This is a genomic window from Streptomyces sp. NBC_01707 (assembly GCF_041438805.1).
In the GTDB taxonomy this organism is placed as follows: domain Bacteria; phylum Actinomycetota; class Actinomycetes; order Streptomycetales; family Streptomycetaceae; genus Streptomyces.
Genome location: NZ_CP109190.1, coordinates 2,164,438 through 2,187,968, shown reverse-complemented (window position 1 = coordinate 2,187,968; position 23,531 = coordinate 2,164,438). Strand labels below are relative to the sequence as shown.

17 protein-coding genes and 1 pseudogene are annotated in these 23,531 nt (G+C 70.6%); 6 read left to right on the top strand and 12 right to left on the bottom strand.

The window, feature by feature from the left end; genetic code table 11:
• Positions 1-86 precede the first annotated feature (86 nt).
• Positions 87-1,691, bottom strand: coding sequence for an extracellular solute-binding protein (locus OG963_RS09925; protein ID WP_371800278.1), 1,605 nt, complete (start codon positions 1,689-1,691; stop codon positions 87-89).
• A gap of 556 nt (positions 1,692-2,247) precedes the next feature.
• On the opposite strand from OG963_RS09925, the gene OG963_RS09920 reads away from it, so the two are divergent.
• Together OG963_RS09920 and yicI are read left to right on the top strand one after the other, a co-directional pair.
• On the top strand, positions 2,248-5,133 hold the full coding sequence (locus tag OG963_RS09920; RefSeq protein ID WP_371798768.1) for a glycoside hydrolase family 3 C-terminal domain-containing protein: 2,886 nt from the start codon (positions 2,248-2,250) through the stop codon (positions 5,131-5,133).
• A gap of 61 nt (positions 5,134-5,194) precedes the next feature.
• Positions 5,195-7,480, top strand: a complete 2,286-nt coding sequence (gene yicI / locus OG963_RS09915) for an alpha-xylosidase (RefSeq protein ID WP_093779278.1) — start codon at positions 5,195-5,197, stop codon at positions 7,478-7,480.
• Positions 7,481-7,558: 78 nt separating this feature from the next.
• On the opposite strand, the gene OG963_RS09910 is transcribed toward yicI, so the two are convergent.
• The 4 genes from OG963_RS09910 to OG963_RS09895 form a co-directional block, all read right to left on the bottom strand.
• The gene (locus OG963_RS09910) at positions 7,559-8,107 is read right to left on the bottom strand and encodes a DUF4232 domain-containing protein (protein WP_371798767.1); all 549 of its coding nucleotides are present in this window, start codon (positions 8,105-8,107) and stop codon (positions 7,559-7,561) included.
• Between the two features lie 418 nt (positions 8,108-8,525).
• Complete coding sequence (locus OG963_RS09905) at positions 8,526-8,924, bottom strand: DUF6221 family protein (RefSeq protein ID WP_093779274.1); 399 nt, start codon at positions 8,922-8,924, stop codon at positions 8,526-8,528.
• Positions 8,925-9,086: 162 nt separating this feature from the next.
• Positions 9,087-10,454: a cytochrome P450 gene (locus tag OG963_RS09900; RefSeq protein ID WP_093779389.1), complete on the bottom strand. Its 1,368-nt coding sequence runs from the start codon at positions 10,452-10,454 to the stop codon at positions 9,087-9,089.
• 176 nt (positions 10,455-10,630) lie between these two features.
• A complete protein-coding gene (locus OG963_RS09895) occupies positions 10,631-12,439 on the bottom strand; it encodes an ABC transporter ATP-binding protein (protein WP_093779272.1) in 1,809 nt (602 codons plus the stop codon).
• A gap of 154 nt (positions 12,440-12,593) precedes the next feature.
• Here OG963_RS09895 and OG963_RS09890 point away from each other — a divergent pair.
• Positions 12,594-13,241, top strand: a pseudogene (locus OG963_RS09890) (ThuA domain-containing protein); the annotation flags it as partial.
• Between the two features lie 89 nt (positions 13,242-13,330).
• Here the strand turns inward: OG963_RS09890 and OG963_RS09885 are convergent.
• The 3 genes from OG963_RS09885 to xylB form a co-directional block, all read right to left on the bottom strand.
• The gene (locus OG963_RS09885) at positions 13,331-14,176 is read right to left on the bottom strand and encodes a hypothetical protein (protein ID WP_093779268.1); all 846 of its coding nucleotides are present in this window, start codon (positions 14,174-14,176) and stop codon (positions 13,331-13,333) included.
• Positions 14,176-15,462: a VWA domain-containing protein gene (locus OG963_RS09880; RefSeq protein WP_176902393.1), complete on the bottom strand. Its 1,287-nt coding sequence runs from the start codon at positions 15,460-15,462 to the stop codon at positions 14,176-14,178. Before OG963_RS09880 ends, OG963_RS09885 begins: the two co-directional genes overlap by 1 nt.
• A gap of 120 nt (positions 15,463-15,582) precedes the next feature.
• Positions 15,583-17,067, bottom strand: a complete 1,485-nt coding sequence (gene xylB, locus OG963_RS09875) for a xylulokinase (protein ID WP_371798766.1) — start codon at positions 17,065-17,067, stop codon at positions 15,583-15,585.
• A 280-nt stretch (positions 17,068-17,347) separates the two neighbouring features.
• On the opposite strand from xylB, the gene xylA reads away from it, so the two are divergent.
• Entirely contained in the window at positions 17,348-18,517 is a 1,170-nt protein-coding gene (gene xylA / locus OG963_RS09870; RefSeq protein WP_371798765.1) for a xylose isomerase, read from the top strand.
• Between the two features lie 76 nt (positions 18,518-18,593).
• Here xylA and OG963_RS09865 read toward each other — a convergent pair whose 3' ends face one another.
• From OG963_RS09865 to OG963_RS09850, 4 genes are all read right to left on the bottom strand, one after another.
• Positions 18,594-19,838, bottom strand: a complete 1,245-nt coding sequence (locus tag OG963_RS09865; RefSeq protein ID WP_093779404.1) for an ROK family protein — start codon at positions 19,836-19,838, stop codon at positions 18,594-18,596.
• A gap of 109 nt (positions 19,839-19,947) precedes the next feature.
• Positions 19,948-20,571 carry a DUF305 domain-containing protein gene (locus OG963_RS09860; RefSeq protein ID WP_371800277.1) on the bottom strand — a complete coding sequence of 208 codons (624 nt, stop codon included), beginning with the start codon at positions 20,569-20,571 and terminating at the stop codon, positions 19,948-19,950.
• 26 nt (positions 20,572-20,597) lie between these two features.
• Complete coding sequence (locus OG963_RS09855) at positions 20,598-21,248, bottom strand: DUF3105 domain-containing protein (protein ID WP_093779406.1); 651 nt, start codon at positions 21,246-21,248, stop codon at positions 20,598-20,600.
• Positions 21,249-21,311: 63 nt separating this feature from the next.
• A complete protein-coding gene (locus tag OG963_RS09850) occupies positions 21,312-21,755 on the bottom strand; it encodes a hypothetical protein (RefSeq protein ID WP_177309393.1) in 444 nt (147 codons plus the stop codon).
• Between the two features lie 102 nt (positions 21,756-21,857).
• On the opposite strand from OG963_RS09850, the gene OG963_RS09845 reads away from it, so the two are divergent.
• Both OG963_RS09845 and OG963_RS09840 read left to right on the top strand, forming a co-directional pair.
• Positions 21,858-22,724, top strand: a complete 867-nt coding sequence (locus OG963_RS09845; protein ID WP_093779410.1) for a phospholipid scramblase-related protein — start codon at positions 21,858-21,860, stop codon at positions 22,722-22,724.
• Between the two features lie 134 nt (positions 22,725-22,858).
• Positions 22,859-23,503: a GNAT family N-acetyltransferase gene (locus tag OG963_RS09840; protein WP_093779412.1), complete on the top strand. Its 645-nt coding sequence runs from the start codon at positions 22,859-22,861 to the stop codon at positions 23,501-23,503.
• Positions 23,504-23,531: the final 28 nt, after the last annotated feature.

Here is a 23,531-nt window from a genome sequence, read left to right as displayed (position 1 = left end):
CGTGCTCTCCGCCCTGGCCGCCGGGGATCCCTGTGCCCGGCGGCCGTCTCGCTGTCGTACGTACGGGTCCGTGTCCGTCGTACGCGTCAGTTGCCGGAGCCGTTCTTGTCGAGAATGCCCTGGTACCAGTCGCGCAACTTGTCGCCGCCGCTGTTCTTCCACGTCGTGACCGCGGCGTCGACGTCGCTGACCTTCTTGCGGCCGCGACGGATGTCCTTCTGCAGGTCGTCGAAGGGCGTGTACAGGGAGGCGTACCGCTGCGGTTCGACGATCTGCATGCCGAAGAAGAGCGGCTTCTTGACGTTCGGGGCCTGCCGGGCCATCCATCCCGCGTAGTCCTTCACCAGTTGCGGCTCGTCGGGGAAGGCGATGGTGTGCGGAGGCGAGGCGAGGAACAGGAACGTGGAGGGCTGGGCCTCCTGGATGCCCTGCGGGGTGAAGGTCGGCACCCCGTCCTTGATCGTGTAGTGGGTGTCCTGCACGCCGTAGTTGGTGAGCATGAACTCCTTGGTGCCGTACGGCGCCGCGGCGAAGTCGGCGATACCGAGGAATTCCTCGATCTTCGCCTTCGGCAGCGTCTTGCTGAGGAAGGTGAAGATGCCGGCGGGGTCGTCCTGCCACAGGACCGGCTTTCCGCCGTCCTGGTTGAAGAAGTCCAGCGCCTGCATGTCGAACTTCGGGTTGGCGGCGGCCTGCTCGGTGACCATGCCCTTCCAGCCGCCGGTGCCGTCGTTGTACATCAGGACGCGTCCGCCGGTGAAGCGGATCTTGGAGTCGGCGTCCTTGCCGGCCTCGGCGTCCGGGTGGACGTAACCGCCGTCATGGAGTTTGCGGGCGAAGGCCAGTGCCTCGCGGTACTCCTGCGTCTCGATCTTGTGGACGAGCTTGCCGTTCTCCAGCTGCCAGTAGTGCGGGGCGTCGGGCAGCAGCCCGAAGATCTTCTGGATGCAGGTCCACAGGTCGTCGAAGGCCCAGACCTTCTTCTTCGCGTCCGTGTACTCCTTGCCGAAGGCCAGCAGATCGGCGGCGCTGCCCGGGACGGCGCCGGAGCCGATCAGGTCCTTGCGGTAGAAGATCGCGTTGCCGAGGATCGGCGACGGCATGGGAAGACCGCGCAGCTTGCCGCCGAAGACGGAGTACTGCCAGGCACCGGTCGGGATGTTGGCCAGGTTCCGGTACTTCTTGATCGCGTCACCGGCCAGGTACGGGCTCAGGTCGGCGAACTTGGCGGTGATCGCGTTGCGGATCTGGCCCTGCATGTTCCAGCCGGGGATGGTCACGACGTCCGGTATGTCGGAGCCGGCGAGGACCGCGCCGATCTTGTCCTGGTAGGTGTTGCCGTCCTGCGGGTCGAAGTTCAGCGTCGCGCCGACCGCCTTGTTCACGGCCGTGTAGTACGGGTTGTTCTTCTTCGGGACGGTGCCCCACAGCGGAGTCATGATCCGGAACGCGGAACCCTTGCCCGGCGCGGACTTCACCGAGGTGGCCAGCGGGTCGGGCAGCTCGGTGAAACCGGGGCTCGAGCCGTTGACGCCCGCCACGTCGGGCTGGACCAGGTTCGACGGGACGTAGTTCGGCAGGACCTTCTTGAGCGCCTTGCCCGTCGTCGTACCTTCCTTGCTCCCGGAACCGGAGCCGCCGCCGCAGGCGGCGAGCAGCGGCACCCCGCCGGCCACGGCGACCGCGGCCACAGCGCTCGAAGCGAGAAAGCTCCGTCGGCTCGGGGTGGTGGAGGCGGGGGAGGAATTCGGCGTCATTGCGTCAACCCTTCGAGGCGCACCAGGACGACACGCGGCGGGCGACCGCCGTTCGGCTCCTGTGTCTGAGGTGGGGCGTTACTGGCTGGGCCGGAGGGGCCGGTGGAACCGGCTGGACCGGCCGAGGTGAAGCGGTTCAACAAGAAGGTGACACGGTGACAGAACGCGTCACCGTCCCAGGAGATGAAGAAGATTGCGGGTGACCGGCACCCCATCGAAATTCTGTCGAAGCGCTTCGATGTTGCAGCGAGATTAAGTGAAGGGTCCCGGAGGCACAAGAGTCCGTTTCCAGATTCCTCCGACCTGTTTCCGAACCGTCTCCCGGTGCGATCGAGCCCCGGTTGGCCGTGAATGACAAGGCCGCACCCTTGACACCCGCGGGGGTTGACGCAGAGCATCGAAGCGCTTCGAAAGATCTTCCGAGGCCTGGACGGATCCTCAACAGGCCCGGACCTCGCAAAACCTCCCACCTCTCCAAGGGGACCCGCACGTGACGGAACATCCGCAGCCCTTCCGCGACCCGCAACTGCCCTTCGCCCGGCGCATCGACGATCTGCTTCAGCGGCTCACCCTCGACGAGCGGATAGCGATGCTGCACCAGTTCGCACCCGCGGTCGACCGGCTCGGGATCGGTGCCTTCCGCACCGGTCAGGAGGGACTGCACGGCGTGGCCTGGATGGGCCCCGCGACCGTCTTCCCGCAGGCCGTCGGCCTGGGTGCCACCTGGAACGACGACCTGGTGCGCCGGGTCGGCGAGGCGGTCGGCAACGAGGTCCGGGCCAAGCGGGCCAAGGACGACCGGGTCGGCCTCAACGTCTGGGCCCCGACCGTGAATCTGCTGCGTCATCCGCTGTGGGGGCGCGGTGAGGAGGGGTACGCGGAGGACGCCGCCCTGACCTCCGCGATCGCCGTCGCCTACACCCGCGGACTGCGCGGCGACCACCCGCACTACTGGCGCACCGCGCCGGTGCTCAAGCACTGGCTCGCCCACAACAACGAGACCGACCGGGACACCTCCTCGTCGTCGGTCCGTCCGAGGGTGCTGCACGAGTACGACCTCCGGGCGTTCCGCCAGGCCGTGCGGGCGGGCGCGGTGGCAGGGGTCATGCCCGCCTACAACCTGGTCAACGGGCGGCCCAACCATGTCTCGCCCCTCCTGTCCCAGCAATTGCGACGCTGGACCGAGCAGTCGCTCGTGGTCTGCTCCGACGCCGGGGCGCCGTCCAACCTGGTCGACTCCGAGCACTACTTCGACACCCACGAAGAGGCCACGGCCGCCGCGCTGAAGGCCGGAGTCGACAGCTTCACCGACCACGGCCAGGACTCCACCGTCATGACCGGCCGTATCCGCCGCGCACTGGAGCAGGGCCTCCTCGACGAGATCGACATCGACACCGCAGTCCGCCGCCTGCTGGAACTGCGCTACTCGCTGGGGGAGTTCGACCCCGGACTCGACCCGCACGCGGACACCACCGCGTTCGACACGGCCGAACACCGGGCGCTCGCCCAGGAGGCCGCCGAACAGGCCGTGGTCCTGCTGAAGAACGACGGTCTGCTGCCGCTCGACCCCGGGGCGCCCGGGACCATCGCGGTCGTCGGCCTGCTCGCCGACGCCTGCAAGCTCGACTGGTACAGCGGCACGCTGATCCACCGGTCCACCCCGCTCGACGGAGTGCGGAGCCGGTTCGGCGCGGACCGGGTGACCTTCGCGGAGGGCGCCGACCTGGTCCGCCTGAAGTGCGCAGCGGGCTGGCTGCAGATCCCCGACACCGACGCCTGCACCGGAACCCAGGGCGCGGAAGGCGCCCTCGACCCGGCGCTCCTCACCGGCCGCACCGACCTTCCGCCGCTGACGTGCGGCGACAGCCCGTCCGAGCTGGCACTCGTCGACTGGGGCAACGGTGTGCTCACCCTGCGGGACCCCGACGGCCGCTATCTGTCGGTCGCCGAGGACGGGTACGTACGCGCGTCCGCGGACGAACCCGGCGGCTGGATCGTCCAGGAGACGTTCCGCTGGGAGAAGGTGGAAGGTCACGCCGGGGGGCACCGCCTTGTGCACATCGGAACGGGTGGGTACGTCTCGGTTGCCGCCGACGGCGTAAAGGTTGCCGGGGTGGACGAGAAAGATTCCGGACACGCCGGGGTGGCGGACGCCGGACCGGCCGCGACCGTCTTCGAGATCGAGGTCGTCGAGCGCGGCGAGGACGCCGTCGCCCGCGCGGCCGCGGCCGCCGACACCGTGATCGTCGTCGTCGGCAACGACCCGCACATCAACGGCCGCGAGACCGAGGACCGCACCACCCTCGACCTGCCCGTCCACCAGGAACGCATCTGGCGCGCCGCACACGCCGCGAACCCACGCACCGTGCTGGCGGTCACCTCCGCCTACCCGTACGCGCTCACCGACGCCGCGGCCGCGCTTCCCGCCCTGCTCTGGACCGCGCACGGCGGTCAGGCAGCCGGGACCGCGCTCGCCCGGATCCTGTCCGGCGACGTCTCCCCGGCCGGCCGGCTCCCGCAGACCTGGTACACCTCCGACGCGGAGCTTCCCGGTCTGCTCGACTACGACATCATCGGCTCACGGCAGACGTACCTCTACTACGAGGGCACGCCGCTCTACCCGTTCGGCCACGGACTGTCGTACAGCGCGTTCACGTACACCGGGCTGACGGCGGAGCGTGACGGAGACCGGCTGCGCGTGTCGGTGACCGTCACCAACTCGGGCGTCGTTGCCGCCGACGAGGTGGCCCAGCTCTACGTGCGAGCCCTGGCACCGTCCGTCGTCAGGCCCCTGCGTCAGCTCGTGGGCCACCGACGCCTGCACCTCGCGCCGGGTGCCGGGCAGCGCATCGAGTTCGCCGTCCCGGTGACCGAACTCGGCCACTGGGACGTGGCGCACGGCCGCTGGACCGTCGAACCCGGGGCGTACGAAGTCCGGGCCGGAGCCTCCGCCACGGACATCAGGCTCACCACCGTGGTCACGGTCGACGGCGAACGGTCCGGTCCCCGCCCCGTCCTGTACCACGGACTCGAAGCGGCCGACTACGACGAGCAGCTCGGCACCGAGATCGTCGACCGCACGAAGACGGACGGCGACGCCGTCACCGCCACCGCACCCGGGAACGAACTCCTCTTCCGTAGCTGCGACTTCGCGGCCGGTTCCCGCACCGTCGAGGTGTCCGCGGCGGGGGAGGGCTCGGTGGAGATCACGGTCGAAGGCCGTACGACAACCGTGGACATCCCCGCCACCGACGGCCCCTACGACTACCGCGGCCACGAGACGCCGCTGACCGCCTCCGGCGTGCGCGACGTACAGGTCATGCTGCGGGGCACGGTGCGTCTGGCCCGAATCACCTTCACAGGAGCGGCCGAGTGACCCCGCCGTACCCACGTCCTGACTCCCACCTCCCTCCAGTTGCCCCCGGCAAGGAGTCCTCATGAAGTTCACCGACGGCTTCTGGCTGATGCGAGAGGGCGTCCGCGCCTGCTACGCGACCGAGGTCCGCGACCTGCGGGTCGACGCCGACCGGTTCACCGCCTACGCCGCGGTCAAGCAGGTGCACGAGCGCGGCGACACCCTCAACACCCCTCTCATCACCGTCGATTGTTTCTCCCCGGCCGAAGGGATCATCGGCGTACGCACCACCCATCACGCCGGCAAGGTCAACCACGGACCGGACTTCGAGTTCCCCGGACTCGACACCACGACCGCCGCGGCCCGCGCCCGCCGGGACGGCGCGGCAACCGAACTGACCAGCGGCCCGCTGACGTTGCGCATGAACGGTGACGGCCCGTGGGGCATGACGTTCCTCGACGCCCGGGGCAGCCGCCTGACGGCGGTGGACAGCAAGGGCACCGCCTTCGCCACCACCCCTGACGGGGCACACCACATGATCGCCCAACTCGCCCTGGACGTCGGCGAGAACGTCTACGGACTCGGCGAGCGCTTCACCCCGTACGTCAAGAACGGCCAGACCGTCGACATCTGGCAGGCGGACGGCGGGACCAGCAGCGAACAGGCCTACAAGAACATCCCGTTCTACCTCTCCTCGCGCGGCTACGGCGTCTTCGTCAACCACCCCGGCAAGGTGTCCTTCGAGATCGGCTCGGAGTCGGTCGGTCAGGTGCAGTTCAGCGTCGAGGACCAGTCGCTGGAGTACTACATCGTCGCCGGACCGACGCCGAAGGACATCCTCGCCCGCTACACCGCACTCACCGGCCGGCCCGCGCTGCCTCCGGCCTGGTCGTTCGGCCTCTGGCTGACCACCTCCTTCTGCACGTCCTACGACGAGGAGACCGTCAGCTCGTTCGTCGACGGCATGGCGGAGCGGGACATCCCGCTGTCGGTCTTCCATTTCGACTGCTTCTGGATGCGCGAGTACCAGTGGTCGGACTTCCAGTGGGATCCGGACGTCTTCCCCGACCCGGCCGGCATGCTGGCCAGGCTCAAGGAACGCGGCCTGCGCATCAGCATGTGGATCAACCCGTACATCGCCCAGAAGTCGCCGCTCTTCGCGGAGGGCGCCGAGCACGGCTACCTGGTGCGCCGTCCCGGCGGCGACATCTGGCAGTGGGATCTGTGGCAGCCCGGCATGGCACTCGTCGACTTCACCAACCCGGCCGCCCGCGAGTGGTACAACGCCAAGCTGCGGGTCCTGCTCGACCAGGGCGTCGACTGTTTCAAGACGGACTTCGGCGAGCGGGTGCCGACGGATGTCGTCTGGCACGACGGCTCCGACCCGGAGCGGATGCACAACTACTACGCGCAGATCTACAACCGCACCGTCTTCGAGCTCCTGGAGAAGGAGCGCGGACACGGCGAAGCGGTGCTCTTCGCCAGGTCGGCGACGGCAGGCGGCCAGCAGTTCCCGGTCCACTGGGGCGGTGACTGCTTCGCTTCGTTCACCGCGATGGCGGAGTCGCTGCGCGGTGGTCTGTCGCTGTCGCTGTCCGGCTTCGGTTTCTGGAGCCATGACATCGGCGGTTTCGAGGGCACCCCCGACCCCGCGGTGTTCAAGCGGTGGCTCGCCTTCGGCCTGCTCTCCTCGCACAGCCGGCTGCACGGCAACGTGTCGTACCGCGTGCCCTGGGCGTTCGGCGACGAGGCCGTGGACGTGGCCCGGAAGTTCACCCTCCTCAAGCACCGCCTCATGCCGTACCTGTACGGGGTGGCGGCCGAGGCCCACCGCACGGGCATCCCGATGATGCGGCCGATGCTGCTGGAGTTCCCCGCCGACCCGACCACCCGGATGCTGGACCGCCAGTACATGCTCGGCCCGGACCTGCTGGTGGCGCCCGTCTTCACGGAGGACGGCCAGGTCGAGTACTACGTCCCCGAAGGCACCTGGACCCACCTCCTGACCGGCGAATCGGTCACCGGACCGGCCTGGCGCCACGAGACGCACGGCTACGACAGCCTTCCGCTCCTGGTCCGTCCCGGCGCGGTACTCCCGTGGGGCGCGGACGACCAGCGCCCGGACGGCGACTGGCTGGACGGTCTGACGTTGCGGGTTTTCGGCCCGGCGACCTCGACGACCGACACGGTCGTCACGTCGGTGGACCTGACGGGCACCGCTGCGGCGGTCTTCCGGGTCGTGCGGGACAGCGCCTCGGGCTCGACGTGGGTCACGGCCGAGGGGACGGACCGTCCGTACCGCGTGATCGTGGAGGAGACCGGGGCGACGGGGCAGGGAGCGGGGACCGTGGAGGTGGCGACGGTCTGAGGGGGCACGACACCCGCACGGACGTGCCCTCAGCCCGCGCCACGGGGGCGGGCTGAGGGCACACCGGCGGGCCGGCCCTCAGCCCAGGGCGTCCGCCAGTGCCGAGGAGGCCGTCGCCGCCGAACCGTGCCAGAGCGTGGTGATCGGTTCCCAGACGTGGATCCCCTGCGGCATGCCTACGGCGGCCGCGCCGAAGCTGACCCCGTGGTGCGAGGGATCGGCCGACACACTCAGGGCGCCGACGAAATGCCCCTCGGTGCTCGCCGGGTCCGCGGTGCGCAGGGTGGCGTACGCCCGACCACCGCGGGCGAGGGTGTACGGGCCGCTCTCGGCGGGCGGCACGGTCTGGGCGGAGCCGTCCAACCCGGCGAAAGTGATCGTCGGGATCCTGTCCACGACGCAACTGGAACCGCCGTGGTTGGTGACGCTGATGTGCACCACGTTGGCCGGGCCGCCGGGCGCCGCCTTCACACCTAGGGCCTTCTCCTGACACGTACGGAGCCGGCTGAGCCCTGCCGAGTGTGCGCTGCCCACCGAGGCCGAAGCGCTGGTGGTGACCAGCAGGACGGCGGTAGCTGCGGCGACCGGGACGGCGAATGCGGAGGTCGGCGGACGGCGAAGACGCATGGTGGTGCTCCCGGTTGTTCGACGGCCTGATTGCGGCAGGGCGGCCGGTGTCCCTGCGAAGTCCGGTGCGGACAGACCTGATCAGTATCTGCCGTCCGGTTGCGACCTGCCCGCTGTGAGGACGGCGAACCCTCGGCGGGAGAGCGCAGGGGCGGGGGAGAACCCGTCGGACGCCCTCGGCCGGCCGGTGGTGGCCGCGGTGCTCGGGGGAGGGCTCCGCCACGAGGGGCGGCGCATTGTGGTTCCGGCAAGGAGCCGTGATTCCGTCCATGTACCCGTCCCCGACTGTGGGCACGACGGGGGTGCGGCCCGGAGGGCGGGCGTCCCGCTCGGCGGGACGCCCCCGTGTCGGCCGTCCGACGCCGACGGCCGGTCGACCCGGCGTGCCCGGTGGCGCCGCGTCGCACGGACGCCTGGGTCACTGGGTGAACCGCGGCAGCCACTTCGCCTGGTAGTCGGGGTGCCCGGCATCCTCCGCGGCCATCTGCCGTACCACGAAGCCCAGTCCGACCGCGCGGCCGGAGGCGAAGTCGTGGTGGGGGCGGTCGATGTCCAGGGCCGCGACCTCTTCGTACTCGTCCAGCAGGACTCTGCTCGTTTCGACGCGGCGGAGCGTGCGCGCGGGATCCTGAAGGGCGATGTGCTCGTCGTAACCATGGGTCCGTAGGCTGAACGCGATGGCGCCGGTCCGGTCATGGACCTCCCCCGGCGTCTCCGCCGGGCACCGCCAACTCTGGCCGCCGGCCGCTCGTGCAACCTGTTCCTCCTCGGCCAGGCGCGCCCGCACGAAGGCCACCATCTCGGAGTTGTCAGTCATCGGGTTCCGCATCCTCCGCCGTCAGGTACGGCCCCGGACCGGCGTGATCACCCACGGAGTCCGGGGCCGGACTACTCGTTCAGCACGAGGATGCCGTACGGCGGAAGGCGGTTGCACACCGCGCCTGCGACCGTTCCGCCATACGGACACGCTCCCGGCGGACTACCGGGCCCGTACGGTCGCCATGACATCCCGGTCCGGCTGGAGTGTCAGCGTGGGCACGGGGTTGACGTCGCCCGCGTCCACCTCCAGTTCGAACCGGCGCGCCAGCACGGCCAGGATCAGCACCGCCTCGACCATCGCGAACCGCGTACCGAGGCAGACCCGGGGCCCGCCGCCGAACGGGAACCAGGCGTACTCCGCGATGTCGTCGCCGCTCTCGGCGTCCCAGCGCTCCGGGCGGAACTCCTCAGGCTCCGGGAACCACCGCTCGTCGCGGTGCGTCGCCCACTGGCTTGTCCACACCCTGGTGCCCTTCGGCATGTCCACGCCGCCGATCCGCGCCCCCTCCTTGGCGACCCCGGTCACCAGCCAGATCGTCGGATACAGCCGCAGCGTCTCCTTGACCACGGCCTGGGTGTACGTCAGTCGCGCGTAGTCGTCGAACTCCGGCTCCCGGTCGCCGAGTACCCGGTCCAGCTCCTCGGTGAGTGCGGCGCGCGCCTGCGGGTTGCGGGACAGCAGGTACCACGCCCAGACCAGGGTGGAGCTGGTGGTCTCGTGCCCGCCGATGTAGAGGGTGACGGTCTCGTCGCGGATCTCCTCGTCCGTGAGCTGCGCGCCGTTCTCGTCCACCGCGGTCAGCAGCCGGCTCAGCAGGTCGGGGCGCTCGCCGTCCCCGTCGCGGTGCCGGGCCACGACCCGGCCCACCTCGGCGTCGATGACCGCGGCGGCCTTCTTGATCCTGGACCGGCCCGGCGTCGGCACCCAGTCGGGGAGCAGCGCGCCGATGCCGCTGAACTCCTTGCCGATCTCCTGCTGGGCGACATCCATCGCCCGGCCCATCGCCTCGGCGTCCGCCGGGGTGTCCACCCCGAAGATGGTGCGGACGGCGATCCGCTGCGTCAGCGCGGCCATCTCCCGCTTGATGTCGATGCGTTCACCGCCTGACCAGGTGTCCGCCAGCTCCACCGTGCTCCCTGCCATCGTCGCCGCGTACGACCGCACCTGCTTCGGCCGTACCGACGGCTGCACCAGCGACCGCTTGCGCCGCCAGTCCGGACCGCGCGCGACCACCACGCCGTTGCCCATCACGGTGCGGAACGCGATGCCCAGCGCCGGTTGGTCGAAGGTGCGTTCCGTCTCGGTGAGCAGGTCGCCTATGCATTCCGGATCGGCGATGAACACACAGGGGTTGGGGCCGAATCGCCAGCTGACCATGTCCCCGTACCCGCGCAGCCGCTCGAAGAACGCCAGCGGATTCTTCCCGAACTGCGGCAGATTCCCGAGGAACGGTAGCCCTTTGGGGCCCGGTACGGGAACGTGGCCGCTCGGCTCGGCATCGACGGCCGGGCCGGTCTCCGTGGACATGAAAGGTCTCCGCTCGCTGGTGGCGTACCCGGATCCGGTACGCGGCGACATGACTGGACTCCATGGTGGCCGATGAGTCGAAAAGCTCATCTGCCTTGTGGGGTACGTGAGTTGTTGAGGGTAACCGTGCCACGTTACGGGACTGTGGTCGGGCGTGCCGACCTCGTCGGCGCTCCCTACGCGGACCTCGCCGGCTGCAACCCCGTGTACACCCCGCCCCGCCCCACCAGCTCCTCATGGGTACCCACCTCGGCTATACGGCCACGGTCCATGGCCACGATGCGGTCCGCCGCCCGGATGGTGGAGAGCCGGTGGGCGACGACGAAGACCGTACGGCCGTCGATCAGCCGGGCGAGCGCCTCCTGGACCAGGGCCTCCGAGCGGGTGTCCAGTGCCGACGTCGCTTCGTCCAGTATCAGTACCCGGGGATTGCGGATCAGCGCGCGGGCGATGGCGAGTCGCTGCTTCTGGCCGCCCGACAGTCGCGCCCCGCGCTCTCCGACGACCGTCGAGAGGCCGTCGGGCAGGTCTTCGACGAAGTCGAGCGCGTTCGCGTCGCGCAACGCCTGACGGACCGTCCGTTCGTCGGTCTCGCCCATGCCGTAGGTGACGTTCTCCCTGATGGTGCCCTCGAACAGGATGGACTCCTGCGGTACGACGGACAGGAACCGGCGGTAGCTGCGCAGATCCAGGGTGGCCATGTCGGTGCCGTCCAGCAGGATGCGGCCCGACGTCGGGCGGATGAAGCCGATGAGGAGGTTCAGCACCGTCGACTTGCCCGCCCCCGAGGCGCCGACCAGAGCGACCGTCTCGCCCGGGCGCGCCGACAGGGTGAAGTCCTCGACAGCGGGGCTGTCCACTCCCTCGTAACCGAAGCCGACCCCTTCGAAGTCGATACGGCCCTGCACCTCGTCGACCCGGTCCTTGCCCGCGTTGCTCTCCAGGTCCGGGGCCTGAAGGACCTCGCCGGCCGAACGCACGGACTCCAGCCCCTTGCTGATGATCGGCGCGAGGCTGAGCAGCGTGGTCATCGATCCGGTGAGCGTGGTGAAGAAGGCGCTCAGCATCACCACGTCGCCCGCCGTGATGGGAAGCCAGCCGTGGTACGCGACCAGGGCCGATCCCGCCAGGCAGGCCACGCCGAGCGAGTTCAGCAGGATCCAGGCGAGCGCTCCGAAGCGGCCGTTGAGCAGATCGAGGCGCAGGCCGGCCGTGAAGACCTGGCGCAGCGAACCGTCGACGCGGCCGAGCGCCGTGCGCTCCAGGCCGTGGGCGCGGGTGATGGGGATCAGGCTCGTCATCTCGCTGACCCGGGCGGAGAGCTGTTCCACCTCCTGGCGGAACGACTCGTTGTGGCTCCGCAGCCGGGCCCGCAGCCGCATGACCAGCAGGGCGGCCGTCGGGACGACCACCAGGAACACCGGCAGGAAGGACGGAACACGGACGGCGATGACGGTGAGCCCGCCGATCAGCGTGATGACGGCGGCCAGCCCCATGTCGGCGGACTGCTGCACCATCTGTTCGACGCTCTCCACATCCCGGACCACCTTGGCCTGGAGAACGCCCGCGCTCGTCCGCGAGTGGTAGCCGATGGACAGCTGCTGCATGCGGCGGCAGAGCGCGTCGCGCAGCACGGTGCCCATCCGACGTACGCTGCCGCCGAGAAGGCGTACGTAGAGCAGATGCATCGGGTAGTTGAGTACGAGCACGCACAGCAGTGCGCCCGCGTTGAGCCACAGCTCCTGTTCGGGGCGGTGCTGGACGACCACGTCGATGATGTTCGCCGTGATCAGCGGAAGCAGCCACACGGGGCTGTGCTTGACGACGAAGACGGCTGCGGCGATCGCGATGCGTCGACGGTCGGGGCGCAGAAGATAGCCGAGGGTGCGCACCGGGTGCTCGCCCCGGTAACGGTGATCGAGCGTGCCCGGTCGGTGGGATGCGTGGTCATGAAAAGGGTGGTGCGAAGAGACCGTTCGCTGCATGGGGACAAGCGAATCCCGGCGGAACGAACTGCACAAGTCCCTTTCCAGCAGCTGGATCCGACCGTCGCCGGCCCCGTCCGTGAGCCGGTGGGATCGTGGTCGTCCGGCGGGCATGATGAGGGCGTCCCGCCCGAGCCGGCCTCCGGAGCATGTGATGGCGTCGCGCAGTCTTCCGAAGATCCTCGTCTTCACCCGTACCACCGCGTACCGGCACGACTCGATCCCCGACGCAGTCACCGCGTTCCGTGAACTCGGTGCCGGGCACGGCTTCGCCGTCGACGCGACAGAGGCGCCGGACGTCTTCGAGAGCGGGCTCGCCGACTACGCCGCCGTGGTGTTCCTCTCCACCAGCGGGGAAGTCCTCACCACTGCCGGACGCACCGGACTTCGGGCGTACTGCGCCGCGGGCGGCGGGTTCATGGGGGTGCACGCCGCGGCCTGCACGGAGTACGACTGGCCGTTCTACGGCGAACTCCTCGGAGCCAGGTTCGACCGCCATCCCGCCCTCCAGCCGGGAACGGTGATCGTCGAGGACCGCCGTCACCCGGCGACCGCGCATCTCGGTGCCACCTGGGAGCTCACGGACGAGTGGTACGACTTCCGGGCGAACCCGCGGGGCAGTGTGCGAGTGCTGGCCCGCGCCGACGAGTCCACGTACGAGGGCGGCGGCATGGGAGTCGACCATCCCCTTGTCTGGGCCCATGAACACGCCGGCGCCCGGGTCTTCTACACCGCGCTCGGGCACACCCGCGAGGCGTACCGGGACCCCACGTTCCGCGCCCATCTCCTCGGCGGACTCCGTCATGTCGGCCTGTCGCGCCACGGCGCCCCCGCCCCGGAAACGAGGGGCGAAGGCGCCGCGGAGCGGGCCGGAGTACGGCCGAAGGGCGGTCAGACGCCCGGCGGGACCCGGGACGGGCGGCCGCTGCCGCGGGTCAGGGAGTAGCCGAACACGGCCGCGAGCGCGCCGAGGACGCCACCGCCGACGGTCCAGATCCAGCGGTCCGTCCACCAGCCGGAGGCCCAGCCGTCGTCCGGCTCGCTGCCGAGCGACACCCGGGTCGTGGACTCGCCGCCCGAGGACGCGTCGCCGGACGTCTGCTGCACGGAGGACGCCCCGGGCACCAGAGGCTCGCTCAGTGCGCCGTCGACGTCGTGGGCTCCGCCCTTGTCGGCCGCCGTCACCTCGACCTCGGTCCGCACCGGCTGCCCGAGATCCGCCGACGGCAGATCGACGACGGTGAGGCGTACGTAGTAGCTGCCGGGCAGCGGGTCGTCGGCCCACGGCTCGGACCAGGCGCGTACGGTCCGCAGGACGCAGGAGAGTTCGACCGTCGACGCGTCCGCGGCCGCCTTCCGGGTCTGGTTGCCGTACATGCAGGCCTGCCGGCGCCGCAGCCCGTCGTACACATCGACCTGCCAGGTCGACACGCCGTGCCGGGTGGCGCTCTCGGGCAGCGTCACCGTCGCCTTGACGGTGGCTCGCTGGCCCGCGTCGGCGGGGAACACCCAGTACAGGTAGTCACCCGTGGACGCCCCGGCGGTGGCGCGCTGGTTCTGCTGGATCGCCGTGGCGGTACGGAATGTGGTGCCCGCCTCGGTGGGACCCGCACTGCCGTCGGACGCGCTCGGGCTCGGGCTCGCGGACGGGTCGTCGGCCGCGGCCGCCCCCGCCGACGTCAGCAGGGCGAACCCGGCCAGCAGCGCACCCGCGAGTACTCGTCTTGCACGCACCATCAGTTGGTCCTCCATACGGCGATGCGCCAGCGCGAGATCCAGCCGACGAGCAGGCCCGCGATCAGTCCGGTCAGGACGAGTACGCCCAGCAGCCACCAGCCGCGGCCGAGACCGAACGCCGCGGCGTCGGCCGCGTCGTCCGGCGCGTCCACCACGTCGACGGTCAGCTCGACCGGCATGCCCGGCGAGGTCTTCACGGAGGCGGGGGCCGAGAAGGAGTTGCTGAGCTGGAGGCAGACGGTCTCCGCGGCCGGTTTGTCCTCGCTGTCCGTGCTGTCCGTGTCGTCCTGCTCGGGCTTGGGGTAGCGCAGACCGGACGAGATCGCGTCGGTGCGGCCGGTGCCGGACTCCGATCCTCTGACGATCTCGCGGCCGTGCACGGTGACGGCGCGCAGCAGCACGCCGTAGTCGTTGTTGACGGCTCGGTCCGCCGACACACTCACCGAGGCACGCAGCTCCTGACCCGGCAGCACATCCACCCGGTACCAGCGGTGTTCGCCGAGCTTCTCGCGGTCGGTGTAGAGACCTGCCTTGAGCTGCGGGGCGGCGGAGCAGCTGGCCGCGCCCTCGGTCGCCACCGGGGTGACGACGGGCTCGGCCGCCCGGTCCACCAACTGCGTGACGCGGTCGGAGAGTTCATCGGTGTGCTGGACGGCTGTGTACGTCCCGCCGGTCGCTTCGGCGATGCAGGTGAGCTGCTGGCGGATCTTGGCGTTCGGCACCAGGCCCAGTGTGTCGATGACGAGGTGGATGCCGCGGGCCGCGATGTCGCGTGCCACCTCGCAGGGGTCGAGCGGGCCGCAGGTGTCCTCGCCGTCGCTGATCAGGACGATCCGGCGGGTGGAGTCGCCGCCCTCGAGGTCGTCGGCCGCGCCCAGCAGGGCCGGGCCGATCGGGGTCCAGCCGGTGGGGGCCAGTGTCGCGACCGCGGTCTTCGCCTCGGTGCGGTCGAGCGGGCCGACCGGGTAGAGCTGCTTGGTGTCCTTGCAGCCGACCTTCCGGTCGTCGCCCGGGTAGTCGGCGCCGAGGGTCCGGATACCGAGCTGCACCTGCTCGGGCACCGCGTCCAGGACCTCGTTGAACGCCTGCTTCGCCGCGGTCATCCGGGACTGGCCGTCGATGTCACGGGTCCGCATGGAGCCGCTGACGTCGAGTACCAACTCGACCTTGGGGGAGGCTTTGGTGGGGGCTTCGTCGGCGGCGGCGGGGAGGGCCGTGCCGAGCCCGGCGGTCAGGGTGGCAAGCAGAATGCCCACCCCGACCGTCAGCCTTCTTCTTATGATCATCGCCGGATACTAGTGAAGATCACATGGCATCCCCAAACCGGCGGTCGAGCCCGTCCGGCGATGGGCGGCCGATGTGTGAACGGGGGCTGTGCAAACCGGTGAACGCGGGTGGTCTGCAGGCTAATTGACCCCGCCCAGCAGCGGCTGCGCGGCCCGCTCCAGGACCGAGCCGACCCGCTCCCAGGTCTCCGTGTCCCTTTCGACGGACGGCAGTCGGGTGTCGTCACCGGTGTCCCACGCGGTGGCGATCGCGACCGGGTCCTGGCCGGTGGCCGCCGCCTGGGCGAGTGCGGCCGCGCCCAGCGCCACCAGTTCGCCGCTGCCGGGCACGACGACGGGCCGCCCGGAGAGCCGCCGTACCGTCTCCACCCAGGCGTGCCCCTGCGCGCCGCCACCGATCAGGCGGAGCGGCCGGGCGGCCACCTCGGGGTCGGCCGGGTCGAGCCCGCAGGCCAGCAGCAGCTCGTCGAGGGCGCGCAGCACGGTGACGACCGCACCTTCGTAGGCGGCGCCGAGGAGTTGCTGCGGGGTGGTGTCGTGCCGGAGGCCGGTGAGCAGGCCGGAGGCCGTGGGCAGGTCAGGGGTGCGTTCTCCGTCGAGGTAGGGGAGGAGCACCGCCTCTCCACCGGGTGCCGTGTCGTTGCGGTCCAGGCCGAGCAGGGCGGCGACCTTGTCCACGGCGAGTGTGCAGTTGAGCGTGCAGGCCAGCGGGAGGTACGTACCGTCCGCCGCGGCGAAACCGGAGAGCGCCGCCGATGCGGGCCGGGTCCCGGAGGCGGCGAAGACCGTACCCGAGGTACCGAGGCTCAGTACGGGGTGGTCCAGCAGTCCGGCGCCGCCGAGACCCAGGCCGACCGCGGCGCTCATGTTGTCCCCGGTGCCCGCCGCCACGGCGATCCCGGCCGGCAGTCCCAGCGTCCGTGCCGCCTCGGCGGTCAGCGAACCGGCCAGGGCCGCTCCGGTCGTGGCCACCTCGGGCAGCAACGTGGGGTCCAGACCCAGCAGTTCGAGAAGCTCGGGGTCGTACGCACCGGTGGCGGTGGAGTACCAGCAGGTGCCCGACGCGTCGCCGGGGTCGGTGACGGCCACGCCCGTCAGTCGTTCGGTGAGGAAGTCGTGCGGGAGGCGGATCGCCGCGGTCGCGGAGGCGGTCTCCGGCTCGTTCTCGCGCAGCCACTGCCACTTCGACGCGGTCATGGAGGCCACCGGCACCGATCCGGTGCGGGCGGTCCAGGCGGCCGGACCGCCCAGTGCGGCGGTGAGGGCGGCGGCCTGCGGGGCGGAGCGGGTGTCGTTCCACAACAGGGCGGGCCGCAGCGGCCGGCCCTCACGGTCGAGGACGACCAGGCCGTGCTGCTGACCGGCCACCGCGATACCGGTGACGTCCTCGGCGGGGACGCCGGACTCCTTCAGCCCGGCGGCGACGGCGTCGCGCAGCGCCTGCCACCACACCTCGGGGTCGGTCTCGCGGGCCCCCGCCTCACCCGTGACGACGTGCGGGGAACGTCCGACGGCGAGCAGCTGACCGGTGGCGGCGTCGACGAAGGCCGCCTTGGTGGACTGGGTGGAGCTGTCCACGCCGATGACGACGGTACGCGGCGGCATGGGTTACCTCATTCTCGCGGTGCGGGTGTGCGGGTGTGCGGGTGTGCGGGTGCACCGGTGTGCTGGTGGGCACAGGTGCGAACGATTTGGTCGTGCTGAAAACAAATTACGCGATCGCATGCGTTCGGACCAGGGGTGTCCCCCGATTCGCGAACGCGATGCGTGACAGGGGGTTACGGTGCGGAGGGGTGCCGTGCAAGATTAGTCATGACACTGAACAAATAGGGGTTCGACGGCCTCGATCGGTTGCGGACCCGACTGCACCGAAGGTGGTCAGACGATGACGGAACGCTTCACGCCCACCCCGGGAGACCGATTCACGTTCGGTCTGTGGACGGTGGGCTGGCAGGGACGCGACCCGTTCGGCGACGCGACCCGCGCGGCGCTCGACCCGGTCGAGTCCGTCCAGCGGCTCGCGGAGCTCGGTGCGTACGGTGTGACCTTCCATGACGACGACCTGATCCCGTTCGGCTCCACGGACACCGAGCGCGAAGGCCTCGTGAAGCGGTTCCGGCAGGCGCTGGACGCGGCCGGTCTCGTCGTACCCATGGCGACGACGAACCTGTTCACCCACCCGGTGTTCAAGGACGGCGGCTTCACCTCCAACGACCGCGACGTGCGCCGCTACGCGCTGCGCAAGGTCATCCGCAACATCGACCTCGCCGTCGAGCTCGGCGCCACCACGTATGTGGCCTGGGGCGGCCGCGAGGGCGCGGAGTCCGGCGGCGCCAAGGACGTACGGGTCGCGCTGGACCGGATGAAGGAGGCCTTCGACCTGCTCGGTGAGTACGTCGTCGAGCAGGGCTACGACCTGCGGTTCGCGATCGAGCCCAAGCCGAACGAGCCGCGCGGCGACATCCTGCTGCCCACCGTCGGCCACGCCCTCGCGTTCATCGAGCGCCTGGAACGCCCGCAGATGTACGGGGTCAACCCCGAGGTCGGCCACGAGCAGATGGCCGGGCTGAACTTCCCGCACGGCATCGCGCAGGCCCTGTGGGCCGGCAAGCTCTACCACATCGACCTCAACGGCCAGTCCGGCATCAAGTACGACCAGGACCTCCGCTTCGGCGCCGGCGACCTGCGCCAGGCCTTCTGGCTCGTCGACCTCCTCGAGACGGGCGGATACGAGGGCCCGCGCCACTTCGACTTCAAGCCGCCGCGGACCGAGGGTTACGACGGGGTCTGGGCGTCGGCCGCCGGCTGCATGCGCAACTACCTGATCCTCAAGGAGCGCGCCGCCGCCTTCCGCGCCGACCCCGCCGTCCAGGAGGCACTGCGTGCGTCCCGGCTCGACGAACTGGCTCTGCCCACCGCCGAGGACGGCGTGGCGGGGCTGCTTGCCGACCGATCGGCGTACGAGGACTTCGACGTGACCGCGGCGGCGGAGCGCAGCATGGCGTTCGAGGCATTGGACCAGCTGGCGCTGGACCACCTGCTCGGGGTCCGCTGACGTCCGGGCGCGGCTGCCGGACAGGCCCGGCGGCCGCGCCCCACGGTCCGGCCCGCAGCCCGCACATTCCCCGTGGTCAGCCCGTCGCCTTCGCCGCGTAGGCCGCCGGGTCGGCCAGCACGTCCTGCATCACCAGCGCCGCCGCACCCCGCGCGGCGTCGCCCGCGACCGACGAGGCACGCAGCCGCCCGCAGCTCGTGGACCACAGCCCGGACACCACCCTGCCCGTGAGCTCATCGTCGGCGGGCGCCGACAGCCAGGGCATCAGGCCCCGGTAGATCCCGCCGAGCACCACCGCGTCCGGGTCCAGCAGATTCACCGCCCCGGACAGCACCCGGCCCAGCATCCGGCCGGCCTCGGCCACCGCGGCCACCGCCCGCTCGTCCCCGGCCCGGCTGCGCCGCTCCAGCTCGGCCACCCCGCTGCCGCGGCCGGTCTCCTCGATCCCGGCCGCCCGCAGGAGTGCCGACTGTCCCGCGTACTGCTCCAGGCAGCCACGCGATCCGCACCGGCACTCCGGCCCGTCCGCGTCGACCACCACATGCCCGATCTCCCCGGCGAAACCGTGCGCGCCGCGCAGCAGTTCGCCGTCGATGACCAGGGCGCCGCCGACGCCGATCTCACCCGTCAGGTACAGAAAGCTGCGGACCTCGTCGAGGCCGCCGAACCAGAGCTCGGCCAGCGCCGCCAGATTGGCCTCGTTCTCCGAACTCACCGGCAGTTCCGGGCGGCCGGGCCGCAGGGCGGCCAGCGAGGCTGCGAAGAGTTCCTCTGCCGGAACCTGGTTCCAGCCCAGGTTGGGTGCCTGGCGCACCGCGCCGCCGGACACCAGACCGGGCAGTGCGAGCGCCACCCCGACCGGGAACAGCTCCTGCTCGGCCGCCGATTCCAGGGTGCGCGCCGCGATCCCGGCGGCCCGCGCCAGCACCTCGGCGGGCGGTGCGCCCCGGTTGTCGAGGTGCTCCGTCAGCCGGACCCGGCCGGTGCCGGCCAGATCGACGACGCACACCGACACATAGTCGATGTTGACCTCCACACCGAGCCCGGCGGGGCCGGTGCGCGCCACCTTGAGTGCGGTGCCGGGGCGCCCGGCCTGCCCGCTGAACGTCTTGCCCGACTCGGTCAGGAACCCGCTGTCGAGCAGCTGCTCGACCAGCGAGGACACGGCGGCACGGGTCAGCCCCACGCGCGCGGCCACCCCGGCCCTGGTCGCCTCGCGGTCGCCCTCGTCACGGACGGCGCGCAGCACCAGGCTGAGGTTGCTCCGTCGCACGGTGTCCTTGTCGGCCTTGGGCCCCAAGGTCGTGAGGTTGCTCTTCATATCGCTGATGAGCCTATGCGATGCCGTACGTCAGTACGGTCCGGAGCCTGCTCCGGACCCGGCTCGGTGGTCCCCTGCGCGCGGGACCACCGAGCCCGGACCGTCCGGCTCACACCGTGGCGCCGCGCTCCTCGATCATGTCGGTCATCAGCGCGATCTCCGACTGCTGGCCACGGACCATGCCCGCCGCCAGGTTCCTGATCTCGTCGGTGTCCGCTCCGGTGGCCGCCGCCCGTGCCATCTCCGCACCGGCCCGGTGGTGCACGGTCATCAGCCGGAGGTACATCACCTCGGCGTCCTTGCCCTTCGCCGCTCGCAGCGCGTCCAGCTCGGTGTCGGTCGCCATGCCCGGCATCAGCGAACCGTCGCCCCTCGGCTCGACCTGGTGGTCCATCCACACCATGGGCGGGCGGCTCGAGCTCTTGGCGCGGCCCCACACATCCAGCCAGCCGAGCATCATTCCGCGCTGATTGGCCTGGGTGTTGATGATGTCGTACGCGAGCCGCCGCACGTCCTCGTCGGCCGTCCGGTCACGGACGACGAACGACATCTCGACCGCCTGCTGGTGGTGGATCGACATGTCACGCGCGAACCCCACATCGACCGAGGTGTCCGCGGGCACGGCCGTCCGGTTCGCTTTCTGCGGGGTGGTGGACGACGAGGTCGGACGTACGAGCATCAGCGCGACCAGCCCCAGCGCCAGCAGCAGCACCGCGGCTCCCGCCGCACCCATCCGCCACGGAGTGCGTACCGAGGACGTCACCGGGCGATCCCGCCGGTGCAGGCGGCGCCCGGCTCCGGAGTCTGCGGCCCCTGGACGTACTTGGTGAAGAACTGCGCGACGCGTGCGTCGGTCGCGCTCTTCACCGTGACCTGCTTGCCCCAGGCGCTGAGGATCAGCGGGGCGTCCTGGTCCTTCACCGGGCTCATGAGGGAGTACGGCGTCCTGGCGACGCGTTCGGTGAACTTCTCGATGTCGGCGGGCTTCGCCTTCTCGTTGTACGTGACCCAGACGGCGCCGTGCTCCAGCGAGTGGACGGCGTTCTCGTTCGGGATCGGCGCGGTGTAGACGTCGGCGTCGCAGTTCATCCACACCGGGTTGTGGTCGCCGCCGACCGGCGGGTTCATCGGGTAGTCGACCTTCTTCTCGACATGGTTCTGGGTGAGCTTGTCCCAGCTCCGTTCGCCTCGGACGGGGGACGACTTGGCCTGCTCCGCCGCCGCGTCCTGCTTGTCGGCGGCGGACATCAGATAGCCGCCGCCGGCGACGAGTCCGGCGACGACGGCGATGGACGCGGCGATGGTGATGATGCGGCTACGGCGCTCGCGGGCCCGCTCCTTGCGGCGGGCCTCCTCCAGCTTGGCGCGGCGCGCGGCGGCAGGGTTGTGCTGCTTCTTGGCGGAAGCCATGGGGAGTCCTCGGGTTCAACACGATGTACGGAAAGTGGGCAGGCGGAGGAACCGGGCCTGCTTCTAGGTCCGTTGAACCTGGAGACGGAGGCGGTCGACGGCGCCCGCGGCATCGTTGGAGGGGCCGCGGATACCGGCGGCGCCGGTGAGCCGGCCCTCCGGTGCGGCGACAGTGGAGGTGGGGAGTGCGGCGGGGGCGGCCTGGGGGGACAGGACGACGGGTGTCGCGTGCTCCGAGGCGCCGTGGCAGGAACTGCCGGCGCCCCGGCCGCCCGGAGGCTCGGCCACGACGACTACGCGCGCGGTCGACGGGGGAGTCGCGCCGGGAGCCGTGACCGGAGTGGGAGTCGCGGTCACCGTCGCGGTCGTGGCGTGGTGCGCGGCCGCGCCGGTCTCGACGAGCGAACAGCACGAGACCACGGCGAGCACGGCGAACAGCCAGCCGAGAACGGCAGACACACGCACGTCACCGCGCCGTGCGTAGGGCCGTTCTCCGAACCTGGTCATCGCCGACATCGTAGCGGTGTGTGAATTTTCAAGAAGTATGGGGAGCCTGTGGATGCGGCCGTTGAGGGTTCCACTGTCGGACCGGCGGGATAGTGTGCCCCGGTGACAACGCACTCGAACGTATCTGCGGGCTGGTATCCGGATCCTCATGGCGCGCCCCAGCTGCTGCGCTACTGGGACGGCTCCCAGTGGACCGAGCACACCAACCCGGCGGGCGGACAGCAGCCCCAGGCGCCGGGCCAGGGGCAGGTGCCCCAGCAGCAGGCCGCCCCTCAGTACCAGCAGGCAGCCGCCCAGCCGCAGGCCGCGCCGCAGCAGTTCGCTCCTCAGCAGATGGCGCAGCCGCAGCAGGGCGGCGTCCCGGGTGGCGCCTCGCTCTTCAACCAGCAGGTCCTGGTCGTGAACCAGAAGGCCAAGCTGATCGAGGTGACGAACGAGTACAGCGTCTTCGACCAGAACGGCAACACGATCGGCTCGGTCATCCAGGTCGGTCAGAGCGCGCTGCGCAAGGTACTGCGGTTCGTCTCCAGCATCGACCAGTACCTCACCCACAAGCTCGAGATCCGTGACGCGTACGGTCAGCCGCAGCTGCTTCTGACCCGCCCGGCGAAATTCATCAAGTCCCGGGTCGTCGTGCAGCGCCCGGACGGCAGCGCCGTCGGCGAGATCGTCCAGCAGAACGCCATCGGCAAGATCAACTTCGCCATCATGGTCGACGGTCAGAAGATCGGTGCCATCAAGGCGGAGAACTGGCGCGCCTGGAACTTCGCGATCGTCGACCACAACGACGCGGAGATCGCCCGGATCACCAAGACCTGGGAAGGCCTCGCGAAGACGCTGTTCACGACGGCGGACAACTACGTGCTGCAGATCCACTACCAGCTGCCCGAACCGCTGCTGAGCCTCGTCGTGGCGACGGCACTGACCGTGGACACCGCCCTCAAGCAGGATGCCCGCGGCCTCGGCTGACGACCCCTTCCGCACGGCATGCACCGCCCGCACATCCGTACACGGTGTACGGATGCGCGGGCGGAGATCTGTCCCCAGGACGGCCGCACGGCCGCTGCCCGGGACGGGCACCCCTCGGTGGGACGATGACGGACATGCCCTACCTGGTGCCGCCCCACATCCCTTCCGGCCGTCTCGCGGAAGGTCCGCAGCCCGCCCTGCCGGTCGCCGGCGATCTGCTCCTGCGACCGTGGGAGGGCACCGACGCCCCCGCCGTTCTCGCCGCCTTCTCGGACCCGGCGATCCAGCGCTGGCACCTGCGGCGGGCCGACTCCCGGGACGAGGCCCGCGACTGGATCGAGCAGTGGCAGGACGCCTGGCACGCCGAGACCGGTGTCCACTGGGCGGTCGTCCGCCCGACGAACGGCGCACCGGACCGAGCCGAGGAACTGCTCGGACGGATCTCGCTCCGCTCGCTGATGCTGGGCATCGGACAGGCCGAATGCGCCTACTGGACCCTGCCCGCCGCCCGTGGGCAGGGGGTCGCACCCAGATCCGTGGCCGCCGTGGCGCGCTGGGCGTTCGACGAGGTCGGCTTCGAGCGTCTGGAACTCGCCCACTCCGTCATGAACGAGGCGTCCTGCCGCGTCGCGACCAAGTCGGGTTTCGCGCTGGAGGGCACCCGGCGGCGGGGACATCTGCATGCCGACGGCTGGCACGACATGCACATCCACGCCCGGATCCGGGGCGAGGGGGCGAGCACGGCCGCCGGTCGGGGTGCCCGTCCTGACAGCCGTTAGCGGTTCCGGCCTGGTGACCGCCCGGACC

Bases quoted from the DNA above. Each gene is read 5' to 3' on its own strand.
- xylB (WP_371798766.1), bottom strand. From the start codon at position 17,067: ATGCCGCCGCGTACCGTCGTCATCGGCGTGGACAGCTCCACCCAGTCC.
- OG963_RS09910 (WP_371798767.1), bottom strand. From the start codon at position 8,107: ATGCGTCTTCGCCGTCCGCCGACCTCCGCATTCGCCGTCCCGGTCGCC.
- OG963_RS09895 (WP_093779272.1), bottom strand. From the start codon at position 12,439: ATGCAGCGAACGGTCTCTTCGCACCACCCTTTTCATGACCACGCATCC.
- yicI (WP_093779278.1), top strand. From the start codon at position 5,195: ATGAAGTTCACCGACGGCTTCTGGCTGATGCGAGAGGGCGTCCGCGCC.
- OG963_RS09885 (WP_093779268.1), bottom strand. From the start codon at position 14,176: ATGGTGCGTGCAAGACGAGTACTCGCGGGTGCGCTGCTGGCCGGGTTC.
- xylA (WP_371798765.1), top strand. From the start codon at position 17,348: ATGACGGAACGCTTCACGCCCACCCCGGGAGACCGATTCACGTTCGGT.
- OG963_RS09900 (WP_093779389.1), bottom strand. From the start codon at position 10,454: ATGTCCACGGAGACCGGCCCGGCCGTCGATGCCGAGCCGAGCGGCCAC.
- OG963_RS09850 (WP_177309393.1), bottom strand. From the start codon at position 21,755: ATGACCAGGTTCGGAGAACGGCCCTACGCACGGCGCGGTGACGTGCGT.
- OG963_RS09840 (WP_093779412.1), top strand. From the start codon at position 22,859: ATGCCCTACCTGGTGCCGCCCCACATCCCTTCCGGCCGTCTCGCGGAA.
- OG963_RS09855 (WP_093779406.1), bottom strand. From the start codon at position 21,248: ATGGCTTCCGCCAAGAAGCAGCACAACCCTGCCGCCGCGCGCCGCGCC.
- OG963_RS09880 (WP_176902393.1), bottom strand. From the start codon at position 15,462: ATGATCATAAGAAGAAGGCTGACGGTCGGGGTGGGCATTCTGCTTGCC.
- OG963_RS09865 (WP_093779404.1), bottom strand. From the start codon at position 19,838: ATGAAGAGCAACCTCACGACCTTGGGGCCCAAGGCCGACAAGGACACC.
- OG963_RS09860 (WP_371800277.1), bottom strand. From the start codon at position 20,571: ATGGGTGCGGCGGGAGCCGCGGTGCTGCTGCTGGCGCTGGGGCTGGTC.
- OG963_RS09905 (WP_093779274.1), bottom strand. From the start codon at position 8,924: ATGACTGACAACTCCGAGATGGTGGCCTTCGTGCGGGCGCGCCTGGCC.